This window comes from Actinopolymorpha sp. B9G3 (genome assembly GCF_040120725.1).
Classification (GTDB): domain Bacteria; phylum Actinomycetota; class Actinomycetes; order Propionibacteriales; family Actinopolymorphaceae; genus Thermasporomyces.
Window position 1 is genome coordinate 73425 of sequence record NZ_JBEEAB010000009.1, and the last position, 23000, is coordinate 96424.

Genomic DNA, 23000 nt, shown 5'->3' on the forward strand with positions numbered 1-23000 from the left:
CCATGATCATGAAGGGAAACCGGACCATGTAAACCAACGGGGCTATAACCCCCCGGAACCTTCATGATCACGATCATGATCACGGGGTGGTGCCGATCAGGTGGGGGTAGGGGCGTCTACGCTCGGACAAGTGGCAGATCCCGCGACCTATCGACCGGCTCCCGGCTCCGTTCCCGACGCGCCCGGCGTCTATCGCTTTTCCGACAGCCGGGGGCGAGTCGTCTATGTCGGGAAGGCCAAGAGCCTGCGTGCCCGGCTCGGTTCGTACTTCCAGGATCTCGCCGCTCTCCACCCGCGCACCCAGGCGATGGTGCAGACCGCGGCCAAGGTCGAGTGGACTGTCGTCAACACCGAGGTCGAGGCACTCCAGCTGGAGTACGCCTGGATCAAGGAGTTCGACCCGCGGTTCAACGTCAAGTACCGCGACGACAAGAGCTATCCGTGGCTGGCGGTGACGCTCGACGAGGAGTTCCCGCGGCTGCAGGTGATGCGCGGTGCGAAGCGCAAGGGCGTCCGCTACTTCGGCCCCTACGCCCACGCCTGGGCGATCCGCGAGACGCTCGACCTCCTGCTGCGGGTGTTCCCGGCCCGTACGTGTTCCAAGGGCGTCTTCAAGCGCGCCCACCAGATCGGCCGGCCGTGCCTGCTCGGCTACATCGGCAAGTGTTCGGCGCCGTGCGTGGGCCGGGTCAGCGCGCAGGAGCACCGGCGGATCGTCGAGGACTTCTGCGACTTCATGGCCGGCCACTACGTGCCCTACCTCAAGCGGGTCGAACGCGAGATGAAGCAGGCGTCGGACGAGTTGGAGTTCGAGCGGGCGGCCCGGCTCCGCGATGACCTCAAGGCTTTGGAACGCGCGCTGGAGAAGAACGCCGTCGTCCTGCCCGACGGGACCGACGCCGACGTGATCGCGCTCTCGGAAGACCAGCTCGAGGTCGCGGTGCAGGTCTTCCACGTCCGCGGAGGACGGATCCGCGGGCAGCGCGGCTGGGTCGCTGACAAGACCGACGACGCCGGGACCGGCGAGCTCGTCGAACGCCTGCTCACCCAGCTCTACGGTTCCGAGTCGGCAGACGGCGTGCCCCGCGAGGTTCTCGTACCCGCCGTACCCGAGGACGTCGACGCGCTCACCACCTGGCTCACCGAACGCCGGCACGCACGGGTCGACCTGCGAGTACCCCAGCGCGGCGACAAGAAGGCGCTGCTCGAGACCGTCGCCCGCAACGCCCACCAGGCACTGGGCCTCCACAAGACCAAGCGGGCAAGCGACCTCACCACCAGGAGCAAGGCGCTGGAGGAGATCCAGGAAGCGCTGGGCATGGAGGAGGCGCCCCTGCGCATCGAGTGCTACGACGTCTCCAACCTGCAGGGGGCGGACGTCGTGGCGTCGATGGTGGTCTTCGAGGACGGGCTTGCTCGCAAGAGCGACTACCGCCGGTTCACCATCAGGAGCAGGGGCAAGGTGATGGGCGGAGGGGACGCCGAAGGCGACGGTCCACGCGGATCCAACGACGTCGCATCCATCCACGAGGTCATCACGCGCCGGTTCCAGCGTTATCTCGACGAGCGTTCCGAGACCGGAGAGGTCGGGGAGAACGGCCACGACGACGAGGGTCCGGCCGCTGTCGATCCCGAGACCGGTCGGCGACGCAAGTTCGCGTACGCCCCTGGCCTGGTGGTCGTCGACGGCGGACCGCCCCAGGTCGCGGCGGCCCATCGCGCGCTCGACGAGCTCGGCATCGACGACGTGCCCGTCTGCGGTCTGGCCAAGCGGCTCGAGGAAGTGTGGCTGCCCCGCCAGGAGGATCCGGTCATCATGCCGCGTACGAGCGAGGGCCTGTATCTCCTCCAGCGCGTCCGCGACGAGGCGCACCGGTTCGCCATCACGTTCCACCGGCAGAAGCGGTCGAAGTCGATGGTCGAGAGCCTGCTCGACGACGTTGCCGGACTGGGTGAGACCCGGCGCAAGGCGCTGATGCGCAAGTTCGGTTCGTTGAAGCGCCTGCGCGCGGCGACCGCGGAGGAGATCACGGAGGTCCCCGGCATCGGGGCTCGCACGGCGGCGGCCGTCGTGGCCGCGCTGAGAGACGAAGGCGCCGGCGCCACCGGCCGGCCGGCGATCAACACCGCGACGGGCGAGATCCTCGACGAGGCGGACCCGCCGGCCGTGACCGACACGGCCGAGCTGCCCGACCAGCCGTACCCCTCGCCCAGTTCGGGAGACAATGACGCCATGACGACGCACGAGGATCACCGGCAGGGAGTTGGCCATGGCGACACGTCCACCTGAGCTCGTCCTCGTGTCCGGCATGTCCGGAGCGGGTCGCAGTTCGGCCGCCGACGTGCTGGAGGACCTGGGGTGGTTCGTCATCGACAACCTTCCGCCCGAGCTCCTGCCGACCATCGTGAAGCTCGTCGCCGACGGCGAGCGATCGGTCGCCAAGATCGCCGTGGTGGTCGACGTCCGGTCCGGATCCTTCTTCGCGGCTCTGCAGGGATCGCTCGAGGCGCTGCGCGCCCGTGGCCTCCGCCCGATGCTGCTCTTCCTGGAGGCCGCCGACGAAGTGCTCGTCCGCCGGTACGAAAGCGTCCGGCGACCGCACCCGCTCCAGGGCGAGGAGGGTCGGGTCCTCGACGGGATCGCCCGCGAACGCGTCGCCCTCCGGGAGCTTCGCGCCGACGCCGACCTGGTGATCGACACGTCCAGCCTCAACGTCCACCAGCTCACGGCGAAAATCGTGAACGCGTTCGGCGGCGCCGACGACCAGGCGTTGCAGGCGACGATCATGTCGTTCGGCTACAAGTACGGCATCCCCGTCGACGCCGACCACGTGGTCGACTGCCGCTTCCTGCCGAACCCGTACTGGGACCCGGAGCTGCGGGGGCAGAGCGGCCTGGACTCCGATGTTCGTGAGTACGTCCTCAAACAGGACGACGCGCTTCCGTTCCTCGACCACTATGAAAATCTGATGAGCCTGTTGGCTCGCGGCTATCTGCGAGAGGGCAAACGGTTCGTGACGATCGCGGTCGGCTGCACCGGAGGCAAGCACCGGAGCGTGGCCATGGCGGAGGAGCTCGGTGCGCGGCTTCGAACGCACGGCATCGGCAACCTCGTCCTGCATCGGGACCTGGGGCGGGAATGAGCGCGTCGATGTCCCGGACGAGGCGGTTCGCCACATGAGCGGCGGACAGTCCGACCCGCGCATCGTCGCCCTCGGCGGCGGGCACGGGCTCGCGGCGTCGCTCTCGGCCCTGCGGCAGGTCACCGAGCACCTCACCGCGGTCGTGACGGTCGCCGACGACGGCGGTTCGTCGGGCCGGCTGCGCAAGGAGTTCGGCGTCCTCCCTCCTGGCGACCTCCGGCAGGCGCTCGCCGCACTGTGCGGCGACGACGAGTGGGGACGGACGTGGGCCGAGGTGCTGCAGCACCGGTTCGCCAGTGACGGTCAGCTCGCCGGCCATGCGGTCGGAAACCTGCTCATCGTGGCGGTTTGGGAGCGGCTGGGCAAACACGTGGACGGACTCGACTGGGTGGCGAGGCTGCTCGGTGCGCGCGGACGCGTGTTGCCCATGAGTGCGGTACCCCTCGAGATCACCGCACAGGTACAGGGACTCGACCCTCTCGATCCCGATGCCGTACGCACGCTGCGCGGCCAGTCGGAGGTCGCGGCGACGGCTGGGCGGGTCCTCAGCGTCGCGCTCGAACCCGCCGACCCGCCGGCATGTCCGGAGGCGATCGACGCCGTAGGGGCCGCCGACGCGATCGTGCTCGGGCCAGGTTCGTGGTTCACCAGCGTGCTGGTGCACCTCATGGTTCCCGAGCTCCGAAGGGCGCTGCACCAGACTGCGGCGCGGCGGATCCTCACCCTCAATCTCGCACCGCAGGCAGGCGAGACAAGGGACTATTCGCCGGAGCAGCACCTCGAGGTGTTGGCCGCGCATGCTCCCGACCTCCGCATCGACGTCGTGCTCGCCGACGACGCGTCCGTCGCGGACCAGTCGGCACTGGCGAAGGCGGCGGCAACCCTGGGTGCGGAGTTGGTGGTCGCCGACGTGGGGCGCGGCGATGGTTCACACCGACACGACCCTGAACGCCTCGCCCGCGTCTATGGCAAGGTTCTCGTCGGCTGAGTGGTGGGCCGTTCGTATCTTGCGATCGTGTCATTCGGTCACTCTGCGTGGCTAAAACCATGGCGAGAATTCCCTCCGGCTTGACCCATTCGCCCACAGATTTCGTCATGCGTGGCAGGATCGGGCCATGGCGATGACGTCTCAGGTCAAGGCAGAGCTCACGAGCACAACGGTGACGAAACCCTGCTGTCGCAAGGCGGAGGTCTCCTCGACGCTTCGGTTCGCGGGCGGACTGCACATCGTCAGCGGGCGGATCGTCATCGAGGCAGAGCTCGATACCGGCGCGTGTGCGCGGCGACTACGCAGGGAGATCGCGGAGGTCTTCGGGCACGCGAGCGACGTCCTGGTCCTGGCGCCCGGTGGACTCCGCAAGAGCAACCGCTTCGTCGTCCGCGTCGTCAAGGACGGCGAGGCGCTGGCGCGCCAGACGGGTCTCCTCGACGGGCGTGGCCGGCCCGTCCGCGGCCTTCCGCCGCAGGTGGTCAACGGGTCCACGTGCGACGCGGTGGCGGCCTGGCGGGGTGCGTTCCTGGCACACGGTTCGTTGACGGAGCCGGGTCGGTCGGCCTCGCTCGAGGTGACCTGCCCTGGTCCCGAGGCGGCGTTGGCGCTCGTGGGTGCGGCCCGCCGGATCGGGATCGTCGCGAAGGCCCGTGAAGTACGCGGCGTCGACCGGATCGTCATCCGAGACGGCGACGCGATCGGTGCGCTGCTCACCCGACTCGGCGCCCACGAGAGCCTGATGGCGTGGGAGGAACGCCGGATGCGGCGCGAGGTGCGGGCGACCGCCAACCGGCTCGCCAACTTCGACGACGCCAACCTGCGACGCTCCGCGCGCGCTGCGGTCGCGGCGGGTGCACGGGTCGAGCGTGCCCTGGAGATCCTGGGCGACGACGTTCCCGACCACCTGCGACTGGCGGGGAAGCTCCGCGTGGAGAACACCCAGGCGAGCCTCGAGGAGCTGGGGCAGCTGCACGAGCCGCCGCTGACGAAGGACGCGATCGCGGGCCGGATCAGGCGACTCCTGGCCATGGCCGACAAACGGGCCACCGACCTGGGCGTCGCGGGCACCGAGGCCAACCTCACCCCGGAAATGCTGAGCACCTGACGTCGGTCCTTCACCCCGGCCCCGACCCCGGCCGCCGGGGAATGATGCACGGTTAATTCGGCGTGCATCATGGGGAGTTACCGTGTGAGGTACGCGGTCTGAGGCCGGCTCACGACGCTCGCCAGCCGACCGATAGTCTCCGTTTTGAGCCGTGCCGTACGCGCACAATGCAGAGGGGGAGCGGCGTCGGGCAACGAGGCCAGCCGCACGCAACGAGCACTGAAGATCGGCAACGACCCCATGCGAGGGAGTGTCCTGTGACCATTCGGGTAGGAATCAATGGCTTCGGCCGCATCGGCCGCAACTTTTTCCGGGCAGTCCTCGCCCAGGGTGCAGACATCGAAATCGTCGGTGTCAACGACCTGACGAGCAACGACGTGCTGGCCCACATGCTGAAGTACGACTCGGTGCTCGGCCGGCTCGACGCCGATATCCGTTACGACGACGAGACGCTCACCGTCGACGGCCGGTCGTTCCGCGCGACGGCTGAGACCGACCCGGCGAAGCTCCCGTGGGGCGACCTGGGGGCCGACGTCGTCATCGAGTCGACCGGCCGGTTCACCAAGGCCGAGGACGCCCGCAAGCACGTCGAGGCGGGTGCGAAGAAGGTCATCATCTCCGCGCCGGCCACCGGTGAGGATCTCACCATCGTGCTGGGCGTCAACGACGACAAGTACGACCCGGCGAAGCACACGGTGATCTCCAACGCCTCCTGCACGACCAACTGCGTCGCGCCGATGACCAAGGTCCTGCTCGACAGCTTCGGCATCGAGAAGGGGCTGATGACCACAATCCACGCGTACACCACCGAGCAGCAGCTGCTCGACCAGATCGCGGTGACGCGCAAGGGCTCGGTCAACCTGCGCAGGGCGCGCGCGGCGGCGATCAACATCGTCCCGACGACGACGGGTGCGGCGAAGGCGACCAGCCTCGTGATCCCGGAGGTCAAGGGCAAGCTGGATGGCATGGCGTTCCGCGTGCCGGTGCCGACGGGTTCGGTGACCGACCTCGTGGTCGACCTCGGACGTGAGGTCACCAAGGAGGAGGTCAACTCCGCCTACCAGGCCGCCGCGGACGGTCCGCTCAAGAACATTCTCGTCTACACCGAGGACGAGATCGTCTCCTCCGACATCGTCAACACCGCGCCGAGCTGCACCATCGATGGGGCGCTCACGATGGCGAACGGCAACCAGGTCAAGGTCGTCGGGTGGTACGACAACGAGTGGGGCTACTCCAACCGGCTCGTCGACGTCGCCGCCCTCGTGGGTCGGTCCCTTTGAGTTCGGGCCCAGTGAGTTCGGGCCCTGCGACCGAGGGGTCTCGGCTGCGTACGATCGACGACCTGGGAGATCTGCGCGGCAAGCGCGTCCTCGTCCGTTCCGACCTCAACGTCCCGCTGGACGGTGAGATGATCACCGACGACGGACGGATCAGGGCCAGTGTCCCGACGATCCGCGCGCTCGCCGACAAGGGTGCGCGGGTCGCCGTGGCAGCTCACCTGGGACGCCCGAAGGGCAAGCCGGACCCGCAGTACTCGCTGGCGCCGGCGGCTCGGCGGCTCGGCGAACTGCTCGACCGGCCGGTGGCGTTCGCCTCCGACACGGTGGGCGAGAGTGCGCACGCCACCGTTGACGGGCTGGCTGACGGCGGTGTCGCCGTCCTGGAGAACGTCCGCTTCGACCCGCGCGAGACCAGCAAGGACGACGCGGAGCGTGGCGCGTTCGCCGGCGAGTTGGCCGCACTTGCCGATGCGTACGTCTCGGACGGTTTCGGAGCGGTGCACCGCAAGCACGCGAGCGTCTACGACGTGGCGAAGCGACTTCCCCACGCGGCCGGCGGGCTCGTGCTCGCCGAGGTCGAGGTCCTGCGCAGGCTCACGGTCGACCCGGACCGGCCTTACGCGGTCGTCCTCGGCGGCGCGAAGGTCTCGGACAAGCTCGGGGTCATCGACAACCTCCTCGACCAGGCCGACCTGCTGCTCATCGGCGGTGGAATGGTGTTCACCTTCCTCGCCGCGCAGGGGCATGAGATCGGCCGGAGCCTGCTCGAGGAAGACCAGGTCGAGACTGTCAAGCGCTACTTGACACAGGCGGGCGACCGGATCGTCCTGCCGGTCGACATCGTGGCGGCAACGGCGGTCAGTGACACGGCCGAGCACTCCGTCGTCGCCGTCGACGCGATTCCCAAGGACCGGATGGGCCTCGACATCGGCCCGGCCTCGGCGAAGCTGTTCGCTGACAAGCTTCGCGGCGCCCACACGGTGTTCTGGAACGGTCCGATGGGTGTCGCCGAGATCGAGGCGTTCGCGAACGGGACGCGGGCGGTGGCCGAAGCGCTCACCACGATCGACGGACTGTCGGTCGTAGGCGGCGGCGACTCGGCGGCGGCGGTGCGCGCCCTCGGCTTCGCCGAAGACGCCTTCGGGCACATCTCGACCGGCGGCGGAGCGAGCCTGGAATACCTTGAGGGCAAGACCCTTCCGGGACTTGCCGTGCTGGAGGACGAGTGACGAAGCAGTCGGGTGACGGCCGTACCGTGTTGATGGCCGGCAACTGGAAGATGAACCTCGACCATCGCGAGGCCGTCCACCTGGTCCAGAAGCTGACCTGGATCCTGCAGGACAAGAAGCACGACTTCGCCGCCGTCGAGGTGGTGGTGCATCCGCCGTTCACCGACATCCGCTCGGTGCAGACACTGGTCGACGGCGACCGGCTGCACCTGCAGTACGGCGGACAGGATCTCAGCCAACACGACGGCGGCGCCTACACCGGTGACATCTCCGGGGCCATGCTCGCCAAGCTGGGCTGCACCTACGTCATCGTCGGACACTCCGAACGCCGTCAGCACCACCACGAGGACGACGCGCTCGTCAATGCCAAGGTGCACGCCGCGCTTCGGCACGGCCTGCGCCCGATCCTGTGTGTGGGTGAGGGTCTGGACGTACGCAAGGAAGGCAGACAGGTCGAACACACCGTCGACCAGGTGCAAGCCGCCCTTGACGGCGTGAAACCCGACCAGGCGGGCGAGATCGTCATCGCGTACGAACCGATCTGGGCGATCGGCACCGGCGAGGTCGCGACGCCGGACGACGCGCAGGAGGTGTGCGCGGCGATCCGTGAGGTGGTGGGACTGCGTTACGACGCCGCGGTCGCGGGCGGCATGCGGGTGCTCTACGGCGGCTCGGTGAAGGCGGCCAACGTCGCCGGCATCATGGAGCAACCCGACGTTGACGGCTGCCTCGTCGGCGGTGCCAGCCTCGACCCGGAGGAGTTCGGGGCGATCTGCCGCTACCACGACATGCCGGTGCTCCCCACCTGAGCGCTACCGTGGCCGAACGTCCGTACGTCGTGGCCAGTGCCGCGATGTCGGTCGACGGCTGTCTCGACGACACGACCCCCGAGCGGCTGCTGCTGTCCGACGCGGCCGACTTCGATCGGGTCGACGAGGTGCGATCCGGCTGCGACGCGATCCTGGTCGGCGCGGAGACGATCCGGCGCGACAACCCCCGGCTGGTGGTGCGTTCGGACCTACGCCGTCAAGCTCGCCTTGAGTCCGGCCGCCCCGCCGACCCGGTGAAGGTGACGCTCACGGCGAGCGGGGAGCTGGATCCGGGCGCGAGGTTCTTTGCGGCGGGGGAGAGCGACAAGGTCGTCTATGCGGCTGGCGGTGCGGCGGGTACGGCGCGAGAGCGGCTCGGTGACGTGGCGACCGTGGTGGATGGGGGTGACCCGCTCGACCTCGAGGTCGTCCTGGCGGACCTGAGGCGGCGCGGCGTACGACGGCTCCTGGTCGAAGGTGGCGGCCGCGTCCACACGGCGTTTCTCACAGCGGGCTTCGTCGACGAACTCCACCTCGTCGTCGCGCCGTTCTTCGTCGGTGATGCCGACGCGCCACGCTTCGTCGGGGACGGTGCGTTTCCGTATCACCCGGGCCATCCGATGCGGCTCGCGGACGTACGCCGGATCGGTGATCTCGCCTTCCTGCGTTACGTTCTGGCCGCGGACCATTACTGGCTCGCCGAGGCGATCGAGGAGTCCCGGCGGTGTCCGGTCTCGCCGTCGGCGTACTCGGTCGGTGCCGTTCTCGTCGACGCCGAGGGTCGGGAGATCTCCCGCGGCTACTCGCGCGAGGCCGACCCCCGCGACCACGCCGAGGAGGCGGCCATCGCCAAGGTTGCCGATGACGATCCCAGGCTGCGGACCGCCACGCTCTACTCCACGCTGGAACCGTGCAGCGCCAGGGCGTCCCGGCCACGCCCGTGCGCGGAACTCGTCATCGCGGCCGGCATCCCGCGCGTGGTGATCGCGTGGCGTGAGCCGGACCTCTTCGTGGACTGCCACGGCGTCGAGGACTTGCGCGCGGTGGGTGTCGAGGTTCTCGAGAAGCCTGAGCTGGCTTCGGAAGCGCGCAGCGTCAACGCGCACCTCTTCCGTACGTCCTGAGGCGACGCCCGGCCGTGATCATCTGCCTCAGTGGCACGGCCGACCGTCGCGGCCCAGATGCGCGTTATCGCTGAGGATCAGTTCAACCAAGAGGTCAGTGTCGAGGAGGTTGGGAAGCACGGCGCCTGCGCCAACCTCCCGCAACTCGTCCGCACTGCTGCTGCCGGTAGCTACAGCGATCACGCGAACGCCGCTCCTTCGACCTGCCTCCACGTCTGCGGTCGTGTCACCGATGATCAATGCCCCCGCAGGCGTGATTCGCCGCCCTGCCGCCGCTGACGCGCGCTCCAAGGCAATCGTGACCAGCTCCGTACGGACATCGGCGTCCTCTCCGTAGGCGCCGAGCTCCCACTCGATGTGACGGTCAAGTCCGAAGGCAGCGAGCTTGACCTCGGCGACACCGCGTACGTTTCCGGTGAGCACAGTCTGCGTCACTTGCGGCTGGGCGGCGAGAGCGTCCAGCGCGGCGGCGGCACCGACCAACGCCTGTCCACGTTGACGTAGCTCGAGGGCCCGGTCGACGTGCAACTGAGTCAGGGCGGCAGCGAACCTTTCGAAGTCCGCTCGACTTGTTGACAGGCCATGGAGCCTTGCGGTCTCTCGAAAGATGACTGGTTCAGTGATCCCGTCCACCTTTGCCTGGGTCACCATCTGGCGGCCGGTGACCTGCTCGAAGGCTATGGCCGACAGTTCCTGACCCACGCCGCGAGTGGCGATCAAGGTGTGATCGATGTCCCACAGCACAAGCCACACTGTCGCTCTCCATCTGTCACCTGACTGGCGGGACGAGCGTTCGCATCCACCAGGCTGCGGTACCTCTAGGCTGACAGAATACGGGCCACTGTGCGGTGAACGAGGGGATCGCATGAGTATGCCAAAGCTGCCTATCGGCGAACGGATCCGTTCGGGGCGGGAAAGGGCTGGACGAACCCAAGCGGCGGTTGCCGGCCTGTGTGGCATCACTGTCGACTACCTGTCGCAGATCGAGCGCGGCATGAAGGTTCCTTCCCTGGAGGTACTGCTCGCGATTGCGAAGGAACTAGGTGTGCCTGCCGCCGGCCTGATCGCCGACATCCCGCAGTCCCAGCCCTACTCTTCCGACCATGGAGCTGCACCGCCCGTTGTGAGAGCGCTCTTTGCTTCACAACCCCGATCCTGCGCAGGGGCGTCGGCGCTTTCGCCAAGCCTCCTCCGGCATCGGGTCGAGGATGCATGGCGGAGCTGGCAGACCTCCGGGAGGAGGTTCAGTGAGGCGGTTGAAGTGCTGCCTGAGCTGATCACGGACACCGAATGTGCCGTCAGGGCACACCGAAATGACCCTGATGCAGCGGGCCGGCGTGAAGTGCTGCGCTGCGCCGCAGATCTGTATGGCTTGCTACGGTCTTACTGCCGTCGCACCGGGCGGCTTGACCTGTCGCTGATGGTCGCTGATCGCGGGCTGCGAGCCGCAGAAGACGCGGATGATCCCATCCGCATAGCAACGGCCCAGTGGAACATGGGCCACGTCCTCCTGGGCGACGGCCACCCGGAATCTGCCGAGGATGTGGCTATGCGCGCCATCAGTCAGCTGCGTGAGGCCCCTGAGGACCATGACGTCATCGCCATCGTCGGCGCCCTGCATCTGGTGGCTGTGACAAGTGCTGCGCGCCGCCACGCATGGTGGGTGGCCAGAGATCGGCTCAGAGAGAAAGCCAGCGTGTTCGCTGCGCGGAGCGGCGAGCGCAACGTGATGCACACCGTCTTCGGTCCCACCAACGTTGAGCTTCACCGACTATCCGTCGAGATGGAGGCCGGCGAAGCCACCGAAGCCCTACGCATCGCCGACGGGATCGATACCACCAGGTTGCCGTCCCGAGAGCGGCGCTTCACTTTCAACCTGGAAGTCGCCCGGTGCTACGACCTGCGCGGAGACGATGCCGCTGTCCTGGTACACCTCAGAGACCTTGTTGAGCTCGCACCTGAGGATGCCTCCCACAGCCTGGAGACCCGCGAACTGGTGCGACGGCTGCTACGGCGAGCTCGGCCGACCTACCGCAAGCAGGTTGTCTCGCTCGCCGACCGCCTTGGTATCGCCTGATGCTTCTCGTACCGCTGGTCGAGCCGAACTGACAGTTCGGGTCTCGAGCGTCATCCCGCTCTACGTTCGTCACCACCGACGTACCGAGAGGGACGAGCCATGCTCATAACGGAGAGCACCACGCAGCCAAGGATGCTGCCGGCAGGTCTCGGCCCGGTCGCTGCGTCGCACGCAAGCTGGTGCGGCAGCCTGGGAAGGCCATCCCCACGGAGGCGGTCTGCCGCACCTTCAGTCCGACCGGCGAAGGCGGTAGCGGTGCGATGGCGGATCGGCATGTTCCTGGTATTCATGGCTCTCGGGATCGTGTGCGCGATGGCGGTGGCAGGCCCGTAAACGTTCATCCCGTCGACTCGGGCCGGCTCGATCGGATCTGGTCAGGCGATTTGAAGGATCAGGGCTACACCGACGACGACCTGACCATCACCGCACGGGTACTGTCCCGGGTCTGCCCGATGTGCGGCGCAGGTGTCGACGTATGGTGCCGCACCGCTTCCGAGAACGTGCTGGCCAGCCTGGATCTGCAGCACGTCGCCCGTCGAAGCTGTGTGCTGTCGACCTAGCCAAGCGGCGATGACCTCGCAGGACGTTGTCGCTTCACGGTCCCGGAGAGTTCGCGAACTGTTGACCTCACCGGAGCGTGGCGGGCGGCCGAGACCCGCTGTAGTCTGACGAACCGCCGCGCTCCTGCCCGTTCGGACCTCGAGGAGATTCCGTTGCGCTGGTTCGTACGCGTCTTTCGTCGGCTGGCTGTGCTCCTCGCCGCCGTCGCCACGTTGCACGGCGTCGTCGTCGTACCCGCTGCCTTTGCCCGGCCGGGCGAATCCGTCGCCGCAGCGCCGACCACGCTCCGGATCCTGTCGTTCAACATCTGGTTCGAGGGCACCGCCGTCCCCGACGGTCTCGACTACGTGGTCGAGACGATCCGAATGACCGGCGCCAACGTGGTCCTGTTGTCCGAGGCCGGGGCGGCCACACATGCGATCGCGGAGGCGCTGTCGACCCCGGAGCAGCCGTACTATGCGGCTGCCTCGGATGACGCCGGCATCGTCTCAGCATTCCCGATCATCGACGAAGCCGAGCTCCCCTACGCCAAGAAGGCAATCCTCGACGTCCACGGGCGGGAGGTGGCGACGTACTCGGCGCACCTCTACTACCGGAACTACGCGACCTATCTCCCGCGCGGGTACGGCGGCGGCGTAGACGAGCCCAGCGAGTTCGCCCAGTACGGTTGGGACAAGCTGCCGGACGGGCCGGTACTCGACGTGGACAAGATCCTTCAGGTCAACGCGGACTCTGGCCGGACCGAGGTCATCAGCCACATCGTCGCGGACGCCGCGCTCGAGCGCGCCAAGAGGCGAACCGTGTTCCTCGGCGGCGACTTCAACGAGCCGCCGGCTGACGACTGGACCGCCGCGACCGGCTCACTGTTCGACCACCAAGGCCTCACGATCCCGTGGCAGACGAGCGCCTTTCTCCGGGACGCAGGCTACGTAGACGCCTACCGCGCCACCTACCCCAACCCGGTCACCCATCCCGGATTCACCTGGCCGTCCGACAACCCCGACAAGGATGTGTCCGAGCTGACCTGGGCCCCCGAGGCCGACGAGCGAGACCGGATCGACTACGTCTTCCACCGCTCCGCGTCCGGGGTCAAGCTCGTCAGCGCGGGCGTCGTCGGCCCGCGTTCGACGATCGTGCGCAACGAGCGCGTTGTCGAGGACACCGACGACAACTTCCTGTCGATTCCCGAGCACTGGCCGAGCGACCACAAGGCGGTCCTGGCGACATACCGGCTGGCCGGATCTCCGCCACCCCCTGAGCGGACGTTCGAGACCGCTACCCGGACAGCCTGACAGGCCGCTGGCTGCCAGCCGAGCAACTGCCGGAGCCCGAGGCGTACGCCGCCGTCGTGGCCGGGTTCGTCACGACCAACGCTGTAAGGACTTCTGACGGCTATCGTCCTAAGGCGAGTGGGACATCACACACGTCGCCTGGTATGTCCGCACGCGGACAGGGAGCGAGTCGCAGCCGATGAAGATCACCGATCTGAAGTGTGCCGTTCTCGGTCGCAATCCCGTCGTGAGGGTGGTGACGGACGAAGGACTCGACGGATACGCAGCGATCGAGCCGGCTAAGGACCAGCACAAGCCGGTGGTGGAGCTCTATCGCGAGCGCATCCTCGGCGAGGATCCCACCGACGTCGAGCGGGTCATGCTCAAGATCCGCCGGCTGGGGGCGTTCAAGCCCTGGGGGTCCGCGGTCTCGGCGATCGAGATGGCGTTGTGGGACATTGCCGGCAAGGCAGCCGGGCTTCCCGTCCACAAGCTGCTGGGCGGCAAGGTCCGCGACAAGGTGCGCGTCTACAACGGCGGCGTCCGCAGCCCGATGAACGGACACGCACCAGAAGATCATGCCGCCGCGATGACGGCCATGCGCGAGGCGCCAGAGGGCTTCACGATCGTCAAGCAGGCGTTGGCGTTCCACAGCGCGATGCCGGTTCAGCTTCCCGACTTCTTCTACGGCGAGCCGCGCAGCGGTCCCTCCCATCCACACCGCGGGTTACTCACCGAGCGTGGGCTGCGGCACCTGGTCGACTGCGTCGAGGCCATGAAGGAGGTGTTGGGCGACGAGGTCGGGCTGGCGCTGGATCTGGGACCGGGCTGGACGGTGCCTGATGCGATCCGCTTCGCCCGCGCCGTCGAGCCGTTCTCGCTGATGTGGTTGGAGGACATGCTCACCGGCGACTACGTGCCGTACGTCAACGCGGCTCAGTACCGCGAGGTGACGACCGCGACGACCACCCCGATCCATACCGGTGAGCAGATCTATCTCCGGCAGAACTTCAAGGAGCTGATCGAGACACAGGCCGTGCGCGTGGTGGGGCCCGACCCCTGCGACGTGGGCGGCATCGCGGAACTCAAGTGGGTCGCGGAGTACGCCGACATGCACGGGGTGCTGATGGCGCCCCACGGAGTCGGCGACGGCGTACTGGGACTGGCGGCGCTGGTCCAGGTCTGCGCGACCCTTCCCGACAACTACATCGCGTTCGAGTATCCCGTCGGCCGGCCGGAATGGTGGTGCGACATCGTCGACGGGCTGCCGGATCCCATTGTCTCCAACGGTTTCATCGACGTGTGGGACCGGCCGGGCATGGGTGTCGAGCTCATTCCCGAAGCCGCCCGGCCGTACCTCTCGGCGGAGGACGCGGACTTCTTCGACTGATTCCGTTCGTACGAACAAGATCCGTGGATCCGTCATCCCCCGCCAACATGCCGGAGGCTGTCGCATGAAGATCACCGACGTGCGGTTCACGACGTACGACCTGGGGAAGCTGGCGAAGCCTTTCCGCAACTCGATCCTGGTGACCGAGAACAAGCGCCTCACCCTTGTCGAGGTCGACACCGACGAGGGCATCTCCGGCCTCGCTCTGTCGGCCGAAGGCTCCGCCAGATTCGCGGTACCGATCCGCGATCGGCTCGTCGGCGAGGACCCGCGTGACTACAGCCGCCTCTGGCACCGCATGTTCACCGGTTGGCGGAAGCCTGTCGTCAAGGGTGACGCCGTGTCGGCGATCGGGTCGGTCGACAACGCCTTGTGGGACCTGCGAGGCAAAACGTTCGACCTACCGGTCTACCGGCTGCTCGGCGGCTTTCGTTCCCGCGTACCCGCATATGCCGCCGGTGGCTACTACGAGGAGGGCAAGGGGCCTGCGGACCTCGCCGAGGAGATGCTGCGGTTCGTCGGCGCCGGCTACCGCGCCGTCAAGATGAAGGTGGGTGGCGCGGACATCGGTGAGGACGTACGCCGGGTGGCCGCGGTCCGCGAGGCGGTCGGGCCGGACATCAGGGTGATGGTCGACGCGAACAACGCCTGGACCTCGGCCGAGGCATTGAAGTTCGGGCAGGCGGTGGAGGGGTTCGACCTTGCGTGGTTCGAGGAACCCTGCTGGCCCGACGACCACGAGGGGATGGCCCGGCTGGTGGGCCGCCTCACGACTCCCATCGCCACCGGTGAGATCGAGTTCACGCGTTGGGGGTTCCGGGATCTCATCGAACGCCGGGCGGTCGACATCGTCCAGGCCGATCCGCAGACATGTGGCGGGCTGACGGAGTGGGTCCGGATCGCGACCCTCGCCTCCGCGCACCACCTGATGATGGCGCCGCACGGTAACCACTACGTGGGCGCGCACGCGGTGGCGGCGGTGGACAACGGCCTCATCGTCGAGAGCTACGCCGGTCTCAGCCCGTGGCAGGACGAGTTCCTCGGCGGGATCTCCTTCGTCGACGGCGATCTGGTCCTCCCCGAGACCCCAGGGCTGGGAATCGCCGTCGATCGCGCCGCGCTCGAGCGAGCCGCCCGTACCAGGTGACGACCGCATCCGGCCGCCGCGTACGACTCGGACGGCGTTTCCCCGCGCCGTACCTTCGAGATCGGTTCATCGCATCGTCGAGCCGAGTTCGCGCAGCCGAGCGCTGCGTTCGAGATGGTCGCCGCGGGAGATCCACGTGGAGGACATGATGGTTGCTCGAACCAAGATCGTCGCTGGAGTGGTTGCCGGGCTCGCGGCCGGAGCGCTGGCACTGAGCTCCGCTCTGCTGCCAGCGCAGGCGTCCGCACCAGCTGGTGCCGCGGCCGGCGAGCCGCCGGTGTACACGGCCACGCTCGACAGGTCCTACGACACCTTCGATGCGAACCAGGGCGTCGGCGTCGACCGAAACGCCTTCTACGCGGTCAACAACCGCACCATCACCAAGCATGACCGGGCGACCGGCAAGCCTCTCTTGCAGTTCGCCGGCAACGACGACGGTCCGATCACGCACATGGACAGCAGTGTCGTCGTGAACGGCAGGTTGTACGCAGCACACTCCAACTACGACGAGTCGCCGATGGAGAGCTCGGTCGAGGTGTTCGACTCCAGGACGATGCGACCCATCCGTACCCACAGTTTCGGCGTCGACCGAGGATCGCTGACCTGGCTGGACCGGCACGACGGCGCGTGGTGGGCAGGCTTCGCCAACTACGACGTGGTCCCGGACGACCAGACCGAGCCGTACGGCGAGACGTACAACACCCAGGTCGTGAAGCTGGACGACCATTTCCAGGTCGTCGAGGCGTGGACGATTCCGAAGGCGATCCTCGACAGGTTCAAGCCGATGAGCAACTCTGGTGGGTCGTGGGGACCCGACGGGCGGCTCTGGCTCACCGGTCACGACCTCGGTGAGGCGTACGTCATGAACGTCCCGTCCGCGGGTTCGAAGCTCGAATGGGTGGCGACCGTCGAGCTTCCGGAGGTCGAGGGACAAGGCATCGCGTGGGACCGCTCCGGTGACAAGCCGAGGTTGTGGACGATCAGGCGGTCGACGTCGCAGGTGTTGACCTTCACCGTTCCCTACGGCTCGATCAGCGACCCGACCACAGATCCCTGGCAGGTCCTCGGCCCCGGCGAATTCCGCGAGTAGACGGACACTACCCCCGTAGGGCGGTGTGTCGGCGGGTAGTGCTGCCGCTGGCGGCGGTTGTGCGGAACACGCTAGGACGATCGGGCGGCGTGGCGTTCGACGGTCTCGGCCATCGTCTGGGCCAGGAGGCCCGCCACCGGAAGGGAGACACCGGCGGTCCGCGCTGCTGCCACGATGTCCCAGAGGTCCTTGCTCCACGGGCGATAGGCCACGGGCACGTCGGCCGCGTCGTAGGCCGATGCCACCTGGTCGAAGAATCCCCAGCTCCGCGCCACCCACGAGTCGCCCGTGCTGGTGCCCGCAACCTTCAGGACGGTGGCCGCATCGACGTCGTACGCCTGGGCAAGGTCGAGAGCCTCGTGCGCCCCGGCGAGGGCGGCGAACATCATCAGCTGGTTGGCGAGCTTCACCGCCGATCCCGCGCCCGGAGCGCCGACATGGACGACGTCGCCGGCGATGGTGTCGAAGTACGGCTGTGCGAGTCGCAACGCCTCGGCGTTCGCGCCCGCCATCACGGTCAGGTCGCCCCGCTCGGCGCGTTCGAAACCGCCGCTCACGGGGGCGTCGACGAAGGCGGTCGTCGACGAGTCAGCCAGCTCCTGGCCGAGGGCCTTGGCGGTGGCCGGAAGCACAGTGCTGTGGACCACGACGAGGGGATCGTCCGCCAGGCTCGCAAGCAGTTCAGGCGTACGCACGACCGCCGAGACCGCTGCATCATCGGGCACGGCCAGGGCGAGCACCCGGCATCCAGCGAGGTCGCACAGGGAGGCGGCCCCCGACGCTCCCTTCGCGACGGCGGCGCTGACCGTGTTCGGTCGGATGTCGTACGCCGTCACCGGCCAACCCGCGCTGACCAGGGCGGACACCATCGGCAGTCCGAGGTTGCCCAGCCCGACGAATCCGATCTGCGCCGAACGGTCGAGCTGGTTCATGCGTTCCTCCCGGTCTGTCGGTCAACGGCGGTGGCCCCTGGCTACGCCAGGCAAAGCTGACTATTGTCTACAACAGTCGAAGGACCCTTCACAACCAGTCGGCGTACACCCGACCATCCGAGACGCGGAGGATTCGTGGCAGCACGCGACCGGGCACAGCCGACCGGCCGGCGTGCGGCGTCGTCCGAGGGTCAGCCTCCCGCATCGTCCGACGGCACCCCGCCGGCGCCCGCCACCGTCCGGCCCCGGCTCGACCCGCCGAGCCTCGTCCAACTCGCCGCCGACGAACTGCGCCGGATGATCCTCGCGGCCGAGCTGCGACCCGGCGAACGGCTGATCGAGGAACGCCTGACCGCGCATCTCGGCATCAGCCGGCCACCCCTGCGCGAGGCGATGCGGATCCTCCAACAGGAAGGCCTCATCGTCGTACAGCCGCGCCGGGGCGCCACGGTGACCCAGCTCGCCGACGAGGACGTGTTCGAGATCCTCACCCTGCGTTCGGCTCTCGAGCGCCTGTCGGTGGAGCTCGGCGTTCCCGTCACCGACGACCGCGCCGACCGGCTGCAGCGCTGCCGCGACGCTCTCGCCGAGATGCAGGCGTGCGCCGAACGCGAGGACCGCGCGCACCTGGTCGAGTGCGGCTATGCGTTCCACCGTTCGATCGTCGGACTTGCCGGCCATCGGCGGCTCGAGGGTCTCTACGACTCGCTCCATCAGCAGTTGCTGTTGTGCATGGCGATGAACCTCTATGCCCGCGAGCACTTCTACGAGGATCTCGCGCACCACGTCGACCGTCACCGCGTCCTTCTCGACATCATCGAGCGCGGTGACACCCAGGCGGTGCTCGACGAGCTCGCGGCACACGGGGAGAGGTCGTTCACCAGGCACGCACGCAGCGAAGCCGCCAGTGATTCCGCACCGAGGTGAATGCCCGCAGCCTGAAAACCGCATCCCCGGAAGAGGTGGACCCGTGCACACTCGCCGTGCAGTTACTCGGAACGAACTCTCCCGTCGTGCCGTCCTGGCCAGGGCGTCCACCGGCGCCGTCCAACCTGCGGATCTGGTGGAACATCATCCTTCCGCTGTCGAAGCCGGTACTGATCGCGATCGGCATCTTCTCGTTCGTGTACCACTGGAACGACTTCCTGCTTCCGCTCATCTACCTGCAGAGCGAGGGAAACAAGACGCTCGCGTTGGGCCTGCGCGCGTTCATCAGTCCGACGGAAGCGTCGTGGAACATCAGCATGGCGGCGTCGATGTTCCTGGTGATCCCGGTGCTCATCGTCTTCTTCGTCGCGCAACGGCAGTTCATCCGGGGCGTTGTGATGACCGGGATGAAGGGCCGGTAGGTCAGGGAACGATTCCACCAGAGGAGTACGTCGATGGAGCCGAACGAGTCCGAGCGCGCCAGCATGGCGGGAGTGCGGGTCGTGGAGGTCGGTGTGTTCATGGCCGCGCCGTTCGCCGGGATGCAGCTGGCCGACCTGGGTGCCGACGTCATCAAGGTCGAGCCACCCGGGCGTGGTGACCCGTCGCGTCAGATCGGGCCGTTCGTGGCGGGGGAGAGCGCGCCGTTCGTACGCCTGAACCGGAACAAGCGTTCGGTCGTGATCGACCTCAAGCATCCCGAGGGAAAGGAGGCGTTCCGCCGGCTCGTCTCCACCGCCGACGTCCTGCTGGAGAACCTCCGCCCGGGCGCGATGCGCCGCCTCGGCCTCGGCTACGACGACCTGCGCGTGGGCAACCCGCGACTCGTCTACGCGTCACTGTCGGGTTGGGGTCAGGACGGGCCGCGCGCGGGGCTGCCAGGGCTCGACGTCATGGCCCAGGCGAGAGCGGGCCTCATGAGCATCACCGGAGAGCCGGACGGCCCGCCCGCGAAGATCGGCGTACCGGTGTGTGATCTCGTCTGCGGCCTCTACGCCGCCCTCGCGGTGACGGCGGCCCTCCGAGCGCGGGATGCCACGGGCGAGGGGCAGCACATCGACGTGTCGCTGCTGGAGTCCGGGGTGTCGTTCGCGATCTGGGAGGCGGGACGGTACTTCGGCGCCGGCGAGGTCGGTGGCCGGTTGGGATCGGCGCACCAGAGCACCGCGCCCTACCAGGCGTTTCGTACCTCCGACGGGTGGGTCACGCTCGGCGCGGTCACGCCCAAGACCTGGGCGGCCCTGTGCGACCTGCTGGGTCTGGAGGAGCTCCACGCCGCCCAGCGCTACGCCGACGCCTACGACCGGCAACGCCTTCGGGCCGAGCTGGCGCCGGCGATCGAGGCCGCGACGTCGACCTGGACCACCGAGCGCCTGCTCGACGCACTCGACGAGGCCGGCGTCCCCTGCGCCCCGATCGCGGACTACGCCGAGGTCTTCGCCGACGACCATCTCCACGAGCGGGACTTCTTCTGGGACGCCCCGCATCCCCGGCTCGGCCCGGTCCGCCAGATCGGGTCGCCGATGCGGATGTCCGGCACACCGGTCGTACGCCACCGCGCGGGCCCGCCTCTCGGGGCCGACACCAGGGCAGTATTGGCGGAGGCAGGCATGTCGGACCGCGCGTTCGACGAGCTCCGCGCCTCGGGTGCGGTCCAGGACGTGGGAGAGGAATAGCAACAGTGGGGGACGACCGGCCGAAACCCGACCAGGATGGCCCGCTGCTCGTCGAGCGGAAGGGCGCTGCCCTGTGGGTCACGTTCAACCGGCCTGAACAGCGCAATGCCATCACCTGGGAGATGTACGAAGGCCTGGTCGAAGCGTGCCGCCGGGCCGACCGCGAGGCCGACGACGGGCTCCGGGTCATGGTGCTGCGCGGCGCGGGCGGTGAGGCGTTCGTCGCGGGGACCGACATCGCCCAGTTCACCGAGTTCGCCGCTGGCGCGGACGGGATCGACTACGAACGCCGGATGACGGCGCTGCTCGACCAGCTGGCATCCGTACGCGTCCCGACGGTCGCGGTCGTGACCGGCTACTGCGTCGGGGCGGGCCTGGCCATCGCCGCTGCCTGCGACCTGCGGATCGCCACGGAGGGATCCCGGTTCGGCGTACCCATCGCGCGCACCCTGGGCAACTGTCTCTCGCTCGCGACGACGGCGCTCCTGGTGGACCAGCTCGGCGCGAACCGCACGCTCGACCTGCTGCTGCGGGCCCGGTTCATGGGCGCGGAGGAGGCCCACACGGCCGGGTTCGTGAGCGAGGTCTGTGCGGTGGAGGAGGTCGACGCGGCGGCGGAGGACGTCGTCTCGCGCCTTGCCACCCACGCGCCGCTCACGATGTGGGCCGCGAAGGAGACGGTTCGGAGGCTGCGGACGGCTGAGATCCCCGATGACACCGACCTCCTCCACCGGGTCTACGCGAGCGAGGACTTCTCGGCTGGGGTTCGGGCCTTCCTCGCCAAGGACCGCCCGACCTGGAGAGGCCGTTGAGCGACACCGGCGGGGACGATCCCCGCGTGCGGACCGAGATTCTCGACCTCATGGGAGTCCGGCGGGGTCACTTCCTGCTGGAGTCGGGTCACCACGGCGATCTGTGGCTCGACCTCGACGCGCTCTTCGAGAATCCCACGGCGCTCCGCCCGTTCGTTCACGACCTCGCGCGCTCACTCGACGTCAACCGGCTGGACGGCGTGTGCGGCCCGCTCACCGGCGGGGCGTTCGTCGCGCAGATGTTGGCACTGGAACTCGGCGTGAAGTTCTGGTTCACCGAACGCACCCAGCCACCCCGGGAGGGGACGCTCTACTCCGCGCGCTACGCGCTTGCAGCCGGGCAGCGGGTCGCGGGCGCCCGGGTCGCCGTCGTGGACGATGTCATCAACGCCGGCTCGGCGGTCACGTCAACGCTGTCCGCGCTGAGGTCGGCCGGGGCGATGCCGGCCGCGCTGGGCGCCCTGCTGGTCCTCGGCCAGGCGGCCGAGGCGTTGGCCAGCAAGCATTCCGTACCTCTCCACAGCACGGCGCGGCTGGACAACGCCCTCTGGCCACCGGCGGCCTGCCCGCGGTGCGCAGCCGGCGTACCGCTGGACACGACCTCGACGATGGGCGGACCTGCACCACCGTCATCCGGATGACAGCCGACTCACTCCCACCACACCGTCAGCCAGCCGTAGCACACGATGGGACCTCCGCTGAGCGGTTGGTTCCAGGAGAAGGCTGTGACCTGGGTCGCGGTGGAGAAGAAGCCGGTAAAGGGAACCTGGTCGCCTTCCCGTTGTTCCAACCCCTCGAAGGTGAAGTTGGAGGCGACGCTGAGTTCTCCGTTGGTGGACACCTGCGCGGCTCCGGCCAGGGCCGGTCCGGCCTTGCGCCGGAAGAACTCGTTGGTCCACGTCCAGTTTCCGTCCGAGTCGCCCCACAGGCTCATCGTCGAACACTCACGGGTGACCTCGTCCTCTCCCTCCTCAGTGGTGCCGACGTTCCTTTCGTCAGCCCTGGCCAGTTCCCGGCGAGGAGCAATCGCCAGTTCTTCCTCCCCGATCACGGCCAGTGCTTCGTCGACCGTCAGCGCGGGGTTGGACTTCCATGCATGTTCGAGTGCCTTGGCCTGTTTGCTGTCGAGGTGAATGGCAGCGGTCTCGGCCTGGACCACCGGCCTCTTGTCACCGCCGGCCGCGGCCGCTTGCTCTGCCATGGCACCGCCACCAGTAACACTGGTGACCAATGCGAGGAAAGCGATGATCATGGCGCGCATGATGCACCCCCGGTTTCGTCTTATGAAGGTTGTGCGCCGGCCGCGGTTCGGTCGGCGGCACTGCGCGGTCTCGACAGAGACTGACCGTTGCCGGTATCGATCCGATCTCGGTTCGGTACTGGCCCGAGAGGCTGCGGCCCGGGTGCCGTTTCAGCCGTCAGTACGCCCGGCACTG

Annotated in this window: 22 protein-coding genes; 19 read left to right on the forward strand and 3 right to left on the reverse strand. The window is 68.1% G+C overall.

Features of this window, described 5'->3' with window-relative positions; all coding sequences use genetic code 11:
- Window positions 1-130: 130 nt before the first annotated feature.
- From uvrC to ABNF93_RS17205, 8 genes are all read left to right on the forward strand, one after another.
- On the forward strand, window positions 131-2290 hold the full coding sequence (gene uvrC / locus ABNF93_RS17170; RefSeq protein ID WP_349329090.1) for an excinuclease ABC subunit UvrC: 2160 nt from the start codon (window positions 131-133) through the stop codon (window positions 2288-2290).
- Entirely contained in the window at window positions 2271-3143 is an 873-nt protein-coding gene (rapZ, locus tag ABNF93_RS17175; RefSeq protein ID WP_349329091.1) for an RNase adapter RapZ, read from the forward strand. Before uvrC ends, rapZ begins: the two co-directional genes overlap by 20 nt.
- A 34-nt stretch (window positions 3144-3177) precedes the next feature.
- Entirely contained in the window at window positions 3178-4131 is a 954-nt protein-coding gene (locus ABNF93_RS17180; RefSeq protein WP_349329092.1) for a gluconeogenesis factor YvcK family protein, read from the forward strand.
- Between the two features lie 127 nt (window positions 4132-4258).
- Complete coding sequence (gene whiA, locus ABNF93_RS17185) at window positions 4259-5239, forward strand: DNA-binding protein WhiA (RefSeq protein ID WP_349329093.1); 981 nt, start codon at window positions 4259-4261, stop codon at window positions 5237-5239.
- Between the two features lie 257 nt (window positions 5240-5496).
- The gene (gene gap / locus ABNF93_RS17190; protein WP_349329094.1) at window positions 5497-6519 is read left to right on the forward strand and encodes a type I glyceraldehyde-3-phosphate dehydrogenase; all 1023 of its coding nucleotides are present in this window, start codon (window positions 5497-5499) and stop codon (window positions 6517-6519) included.
- A gap of 44 nt (window positions 6520-6563) precedes the next feature.
- Window positions 6564-7748, forward strand: coding sequence for a phosphoglycerate kinase (locus ABNF93_RS17195; protein WP_349329268.1), 1185 nt, complete (start codon window positions 6564-6566; stop codon window positions 7746-7748).
- A gap of 32 nt (window positions 7749-7780) precedes the next feature.
- Complete coding sequence (gene tpiA, locus ABNF93_RS17200) at window positions 7781-8557, forward strand: triose-phosphate isomerase (protein ID WP_349329269.1); 777 nt, start codon at window positions 7781-7783, stop codon at window positions 8555-8557.
- Window positions 8558-8565: 8 nt separating this feature from the next.
- Entirely contained in the window at window positions 8566-9681 is a 1116-nt protein-coding gene (locus ABNF93_RS17205; RefSeq protein ID WP_349329095.1) for a dihydrofolate reductase family protein, read from the forward strand.
- 27 nt (window positions 9682-9708) lie between these two features.
- On the opposite strand, the gene ABNF93_RS17210 is transcribed toward ABNF93_RS17205, so the two are convergent.
- Complete coding sequence (locus ABNF93_RS17210) at window positions 9709-10434, reverse strand: HAD family hydrolase (RefSeq protein WP_349329096.1); 726 nt, start codon at window positions 10432-10434, stop codon at window positions 9709-9711.
- A gap of 112 nt (window positions 10435-10546) precedes the next feature.
- Between ABNF93_RS17210 and ABNF93_RS17215 the strand changes: the two genes are divergently transcribed.
- From ABNF93_RS17215 to ABNF93_RS17240, 6 genes are all read left to right on the forward strand, one after another.
- Window positions 10547-11758 (forward strand): helix-turn-helix domain-containing protein, encoded by a 1212-nt coding sequence (locus tag ABNF93_RS17215; RefSeq protein WP_349329097.1) that lies wholly within the window; start codon window positions 10547-10549, stop codon window positions 11756-11758.
- 260 nt (window positions 11759-12018) lie between these two features.
- Window positions 12019-12318, forward strand: a complete 300-nt coding sequence (locus ABNF93_RS17220) for a zinc finger domain-containing protein (protein WP_349329098.1) — start codon at window positions 12019-12021, stop codon at window positions 12316-12318.
- Window positions 12319-12471: 153 nt separating this feature from the next.
- Window positions 12472-13611, forward strand: coding sequence for an endonuclease/exonuclease/phosphatase family protein (locus tag ABNF93_RS17225; protein ID WP_349329099.1), 1140 nt, complete (start codon window positions 12472-12474; stop codon window positions 13609-13611).
- Window positions 13612-13789: 178 nt separating this feature from the next.
- Window positions 13790-14980, forward strand: coding sequence for a mandelate racemase/muconate lactonizing enzyme family protein (locus tag ABNF93_RS17230; protein WP_349329100.1), 1191 nt, complete (start codon window positions 13790-13792; stop codon window positions 14978-14980).
- Between the two features lie 64 nt (window positions 14981-15044).
- Entirely contained in the window at window positions 15045-16127 is a 1083-nt protein-coding gene (locus tag ABNF93_RS17235) for a mandelate racemase/muconate lactonizing enzyme family protein (protein WP_349329101.1), read from the forward strand.
- A 148-nt stretch (window positions 16128-16275) separates the two neighbouring features.
- Window positions 16276-17217, forward strand: coding sequence for a hypothetical protein (locus ABNF93_RS17240; protein ID WP_349329102.1), 942 nt, complete (start codon window positions 16276-16278; stop codon window positions 17215-17217).
- A 71-nt stretch (window positions 17218-17288) separates the two neighbouring features.
- On the opposite strand, the gene ABNF93_RS17245 is transcribed toward ABNF93_RS17240, so the two are convergent.
- Window positions 17289-18149, reverse strand: a complete 861-nt coding sequence (locus ABNF93_RS17245; RefSeq protein WP_349329103.1) for an NAD(P)-dependent oxidoreductase — start codon at window positions 18147-18149, stop codon at window positions 17289-17291.
- A gap of 135 nt (window positions 18150-18284) precedes the next feature.
- Here ABNF93_RS17245 and ABNF93_RS17250 point away from each other — a divergent pair, with 135 nt between their 5' ends.
- From ABNF93_RS17250 to ABNF93_RS17270, 5 genes are all read left to right on the forward strand, one after another.
- Window positions 18285-19076, forward strand: a complete 792-nt coding sequence (locus ABNF93_RS17250; protein WP_349329104.1) for a GntR family transcriptional regulator — start codon at window positions 18285-18287, stop codon at window positions 19074-19076.
- Window positions 19077-19162: 86 nt separating this feature from the next.
- The gene (locus tag ABNF93_RS17255) at window positions 19163-19498 is read left to right on the forward strand and encodes a carbohydrate ABC transporter permease (protein ID WP_349329105.1); all 336 of its coding nucleotides are present in this window, start codon (window positions 19163-19165) and stop codon (window positions 19496-19498) included.
- 33 nt (window positions 19499-19531) lie between these two features.
- On the forward strand, window positions 19532-20752 hold the full coding sequence (locus ABNF93_RS17260) for a CaiB/BaiF CoA transferase family protein (protein ID WP_349329106.1): 1221 nt from the start codon (window positions 19532-19534) through the stop codon (window positions 20750-20752).
- A 5-nt stretch (window positions 20753-20757) separates the two neighbouring features.
- Entirely contained in the window at window positions 20758-21564 is an 807-nt protein-coding gene (locus ABNF93_RS17265) for an enoyl-CoA hydratase/isomerase family protein (protein ID WP_349329107.1), read from the forward strand.
- Window positions 21565-21590: 26 nt separating this feature from the next.
- Complete coding sequence (locus ABNF93_RS17270) at window positions 21591-22205, forward strand: orotate phosphoribosyltransferase (RefSeq protein WP_349329108.1); 615 nt, start codon at window positions 21591-21593, stop codon at window positions 22203-22205.
- Between the two features lie 8 nt (window positions 22206-22213).
- On the opposite strand, the gene ABNF93_RS17275 is transcribed toward ABNF93_RS17270, so the two are convergent.
- Window positions 22214-22816: a hypothetical protein gene (locus tag ABNF93_RS17275; protein ID WP_349329109.1), complete on the reverse strand. Its 603-nt coding sequence runs from the start codon at window positions 22814-22816 to the stop codon at window positions 22214-22216.
- Window positions 22817-23000: the final 184 nt, after the last annotated feature.

Excerpts from the sequence above, each read along its gene's own strand:
- rapZ (WP_349329091.1), top strand. The coding sequence starts at position 2,271 with ATGGCGACACGTCCACCTGAGCTCGTCCTCGTGTCCGGCATGTCCGGA.
- ABNF93_RS17180 (WP_349329092.1), top strand. The coding sequence starts at position 3,178 with ATGAGCGGCGGACAGTCCGACCCGCGCATCGTCGCCCTCGGCGGCGGG.
- whiA (WP_349329093.1), top strand. The coding sequence starts at position 4,259 with ATGGCGATGACGTCTCAGGTCAAGGCAGAGCTCACGAGCACAACGGTG.
- tpiA (WP_349329269.1), top strand. The coding sequence starts at position 7,781 with ATGGCCGGCAACTGGAAGATGAACCTCGACCATCGCGAGGCCGTCCAC.
- ABNF93_RS17215 (WP_349329097.1), top strand. The coding sequence starts at position 10,547 with ATGAGTATGCCAAAGCTGCCTATCGGCGAACGGATCCGTTCGGGGCGG.
- ABNF93_RS17220 (WP_349329098.1), top strand. The coding sequence starts at position 12,019 with ATGGCGGATCGGCATGTTCCTGGTATTCATGGCTCTCGGGATCGTGTG.
- ABNF93_RS17230 (WP_349329100.1), top strand. The coding sequence starts at position 13,790 with ATGAAGATCACCGATCTGAAGTGTGCCGTTCTCGGTCGCAATCCCGTC.
- ABNF93_RS17235 (WP_349329101.1), top strand. The coding sequence starts at position 15,045 with ATGAAGATCACCGACGTGCGGTTCACGACGTACGACCTGGGGAAGCTG.
- ABNF93_RS17240 (WP_349329102.1), top strand. The coding sequence starts at position 16,276 with ATGGTTGCTCGAACCAAGATCGTCGCTGGAGTGGTTGCCGGGCTCGCG.
- ABNF93_RS17245 (WP_349329103.1), bottom strand. The coding sequence starts at position 18,149 with ATGAACCAGCTCGACCGTTCGGCGCAGATCGGATTCGTCGGGCTGGGC.
- ABNF93_RS17260 (WP_349329106.1), top strand. The coding sequence starts at position 19,532 with ATGGAGCCGAACGAGTCCGAGCGCGCCAGCATGGCGGGAGTGCGGGTC.
- ABNF93_RS17275 (WP_349329109.1), bottom strand. The coding sequence starts at position 22,816 with ATGATCATCGCTTTCCTCGCATTGGTCACCAGTGTTACTGGTGGCGGT.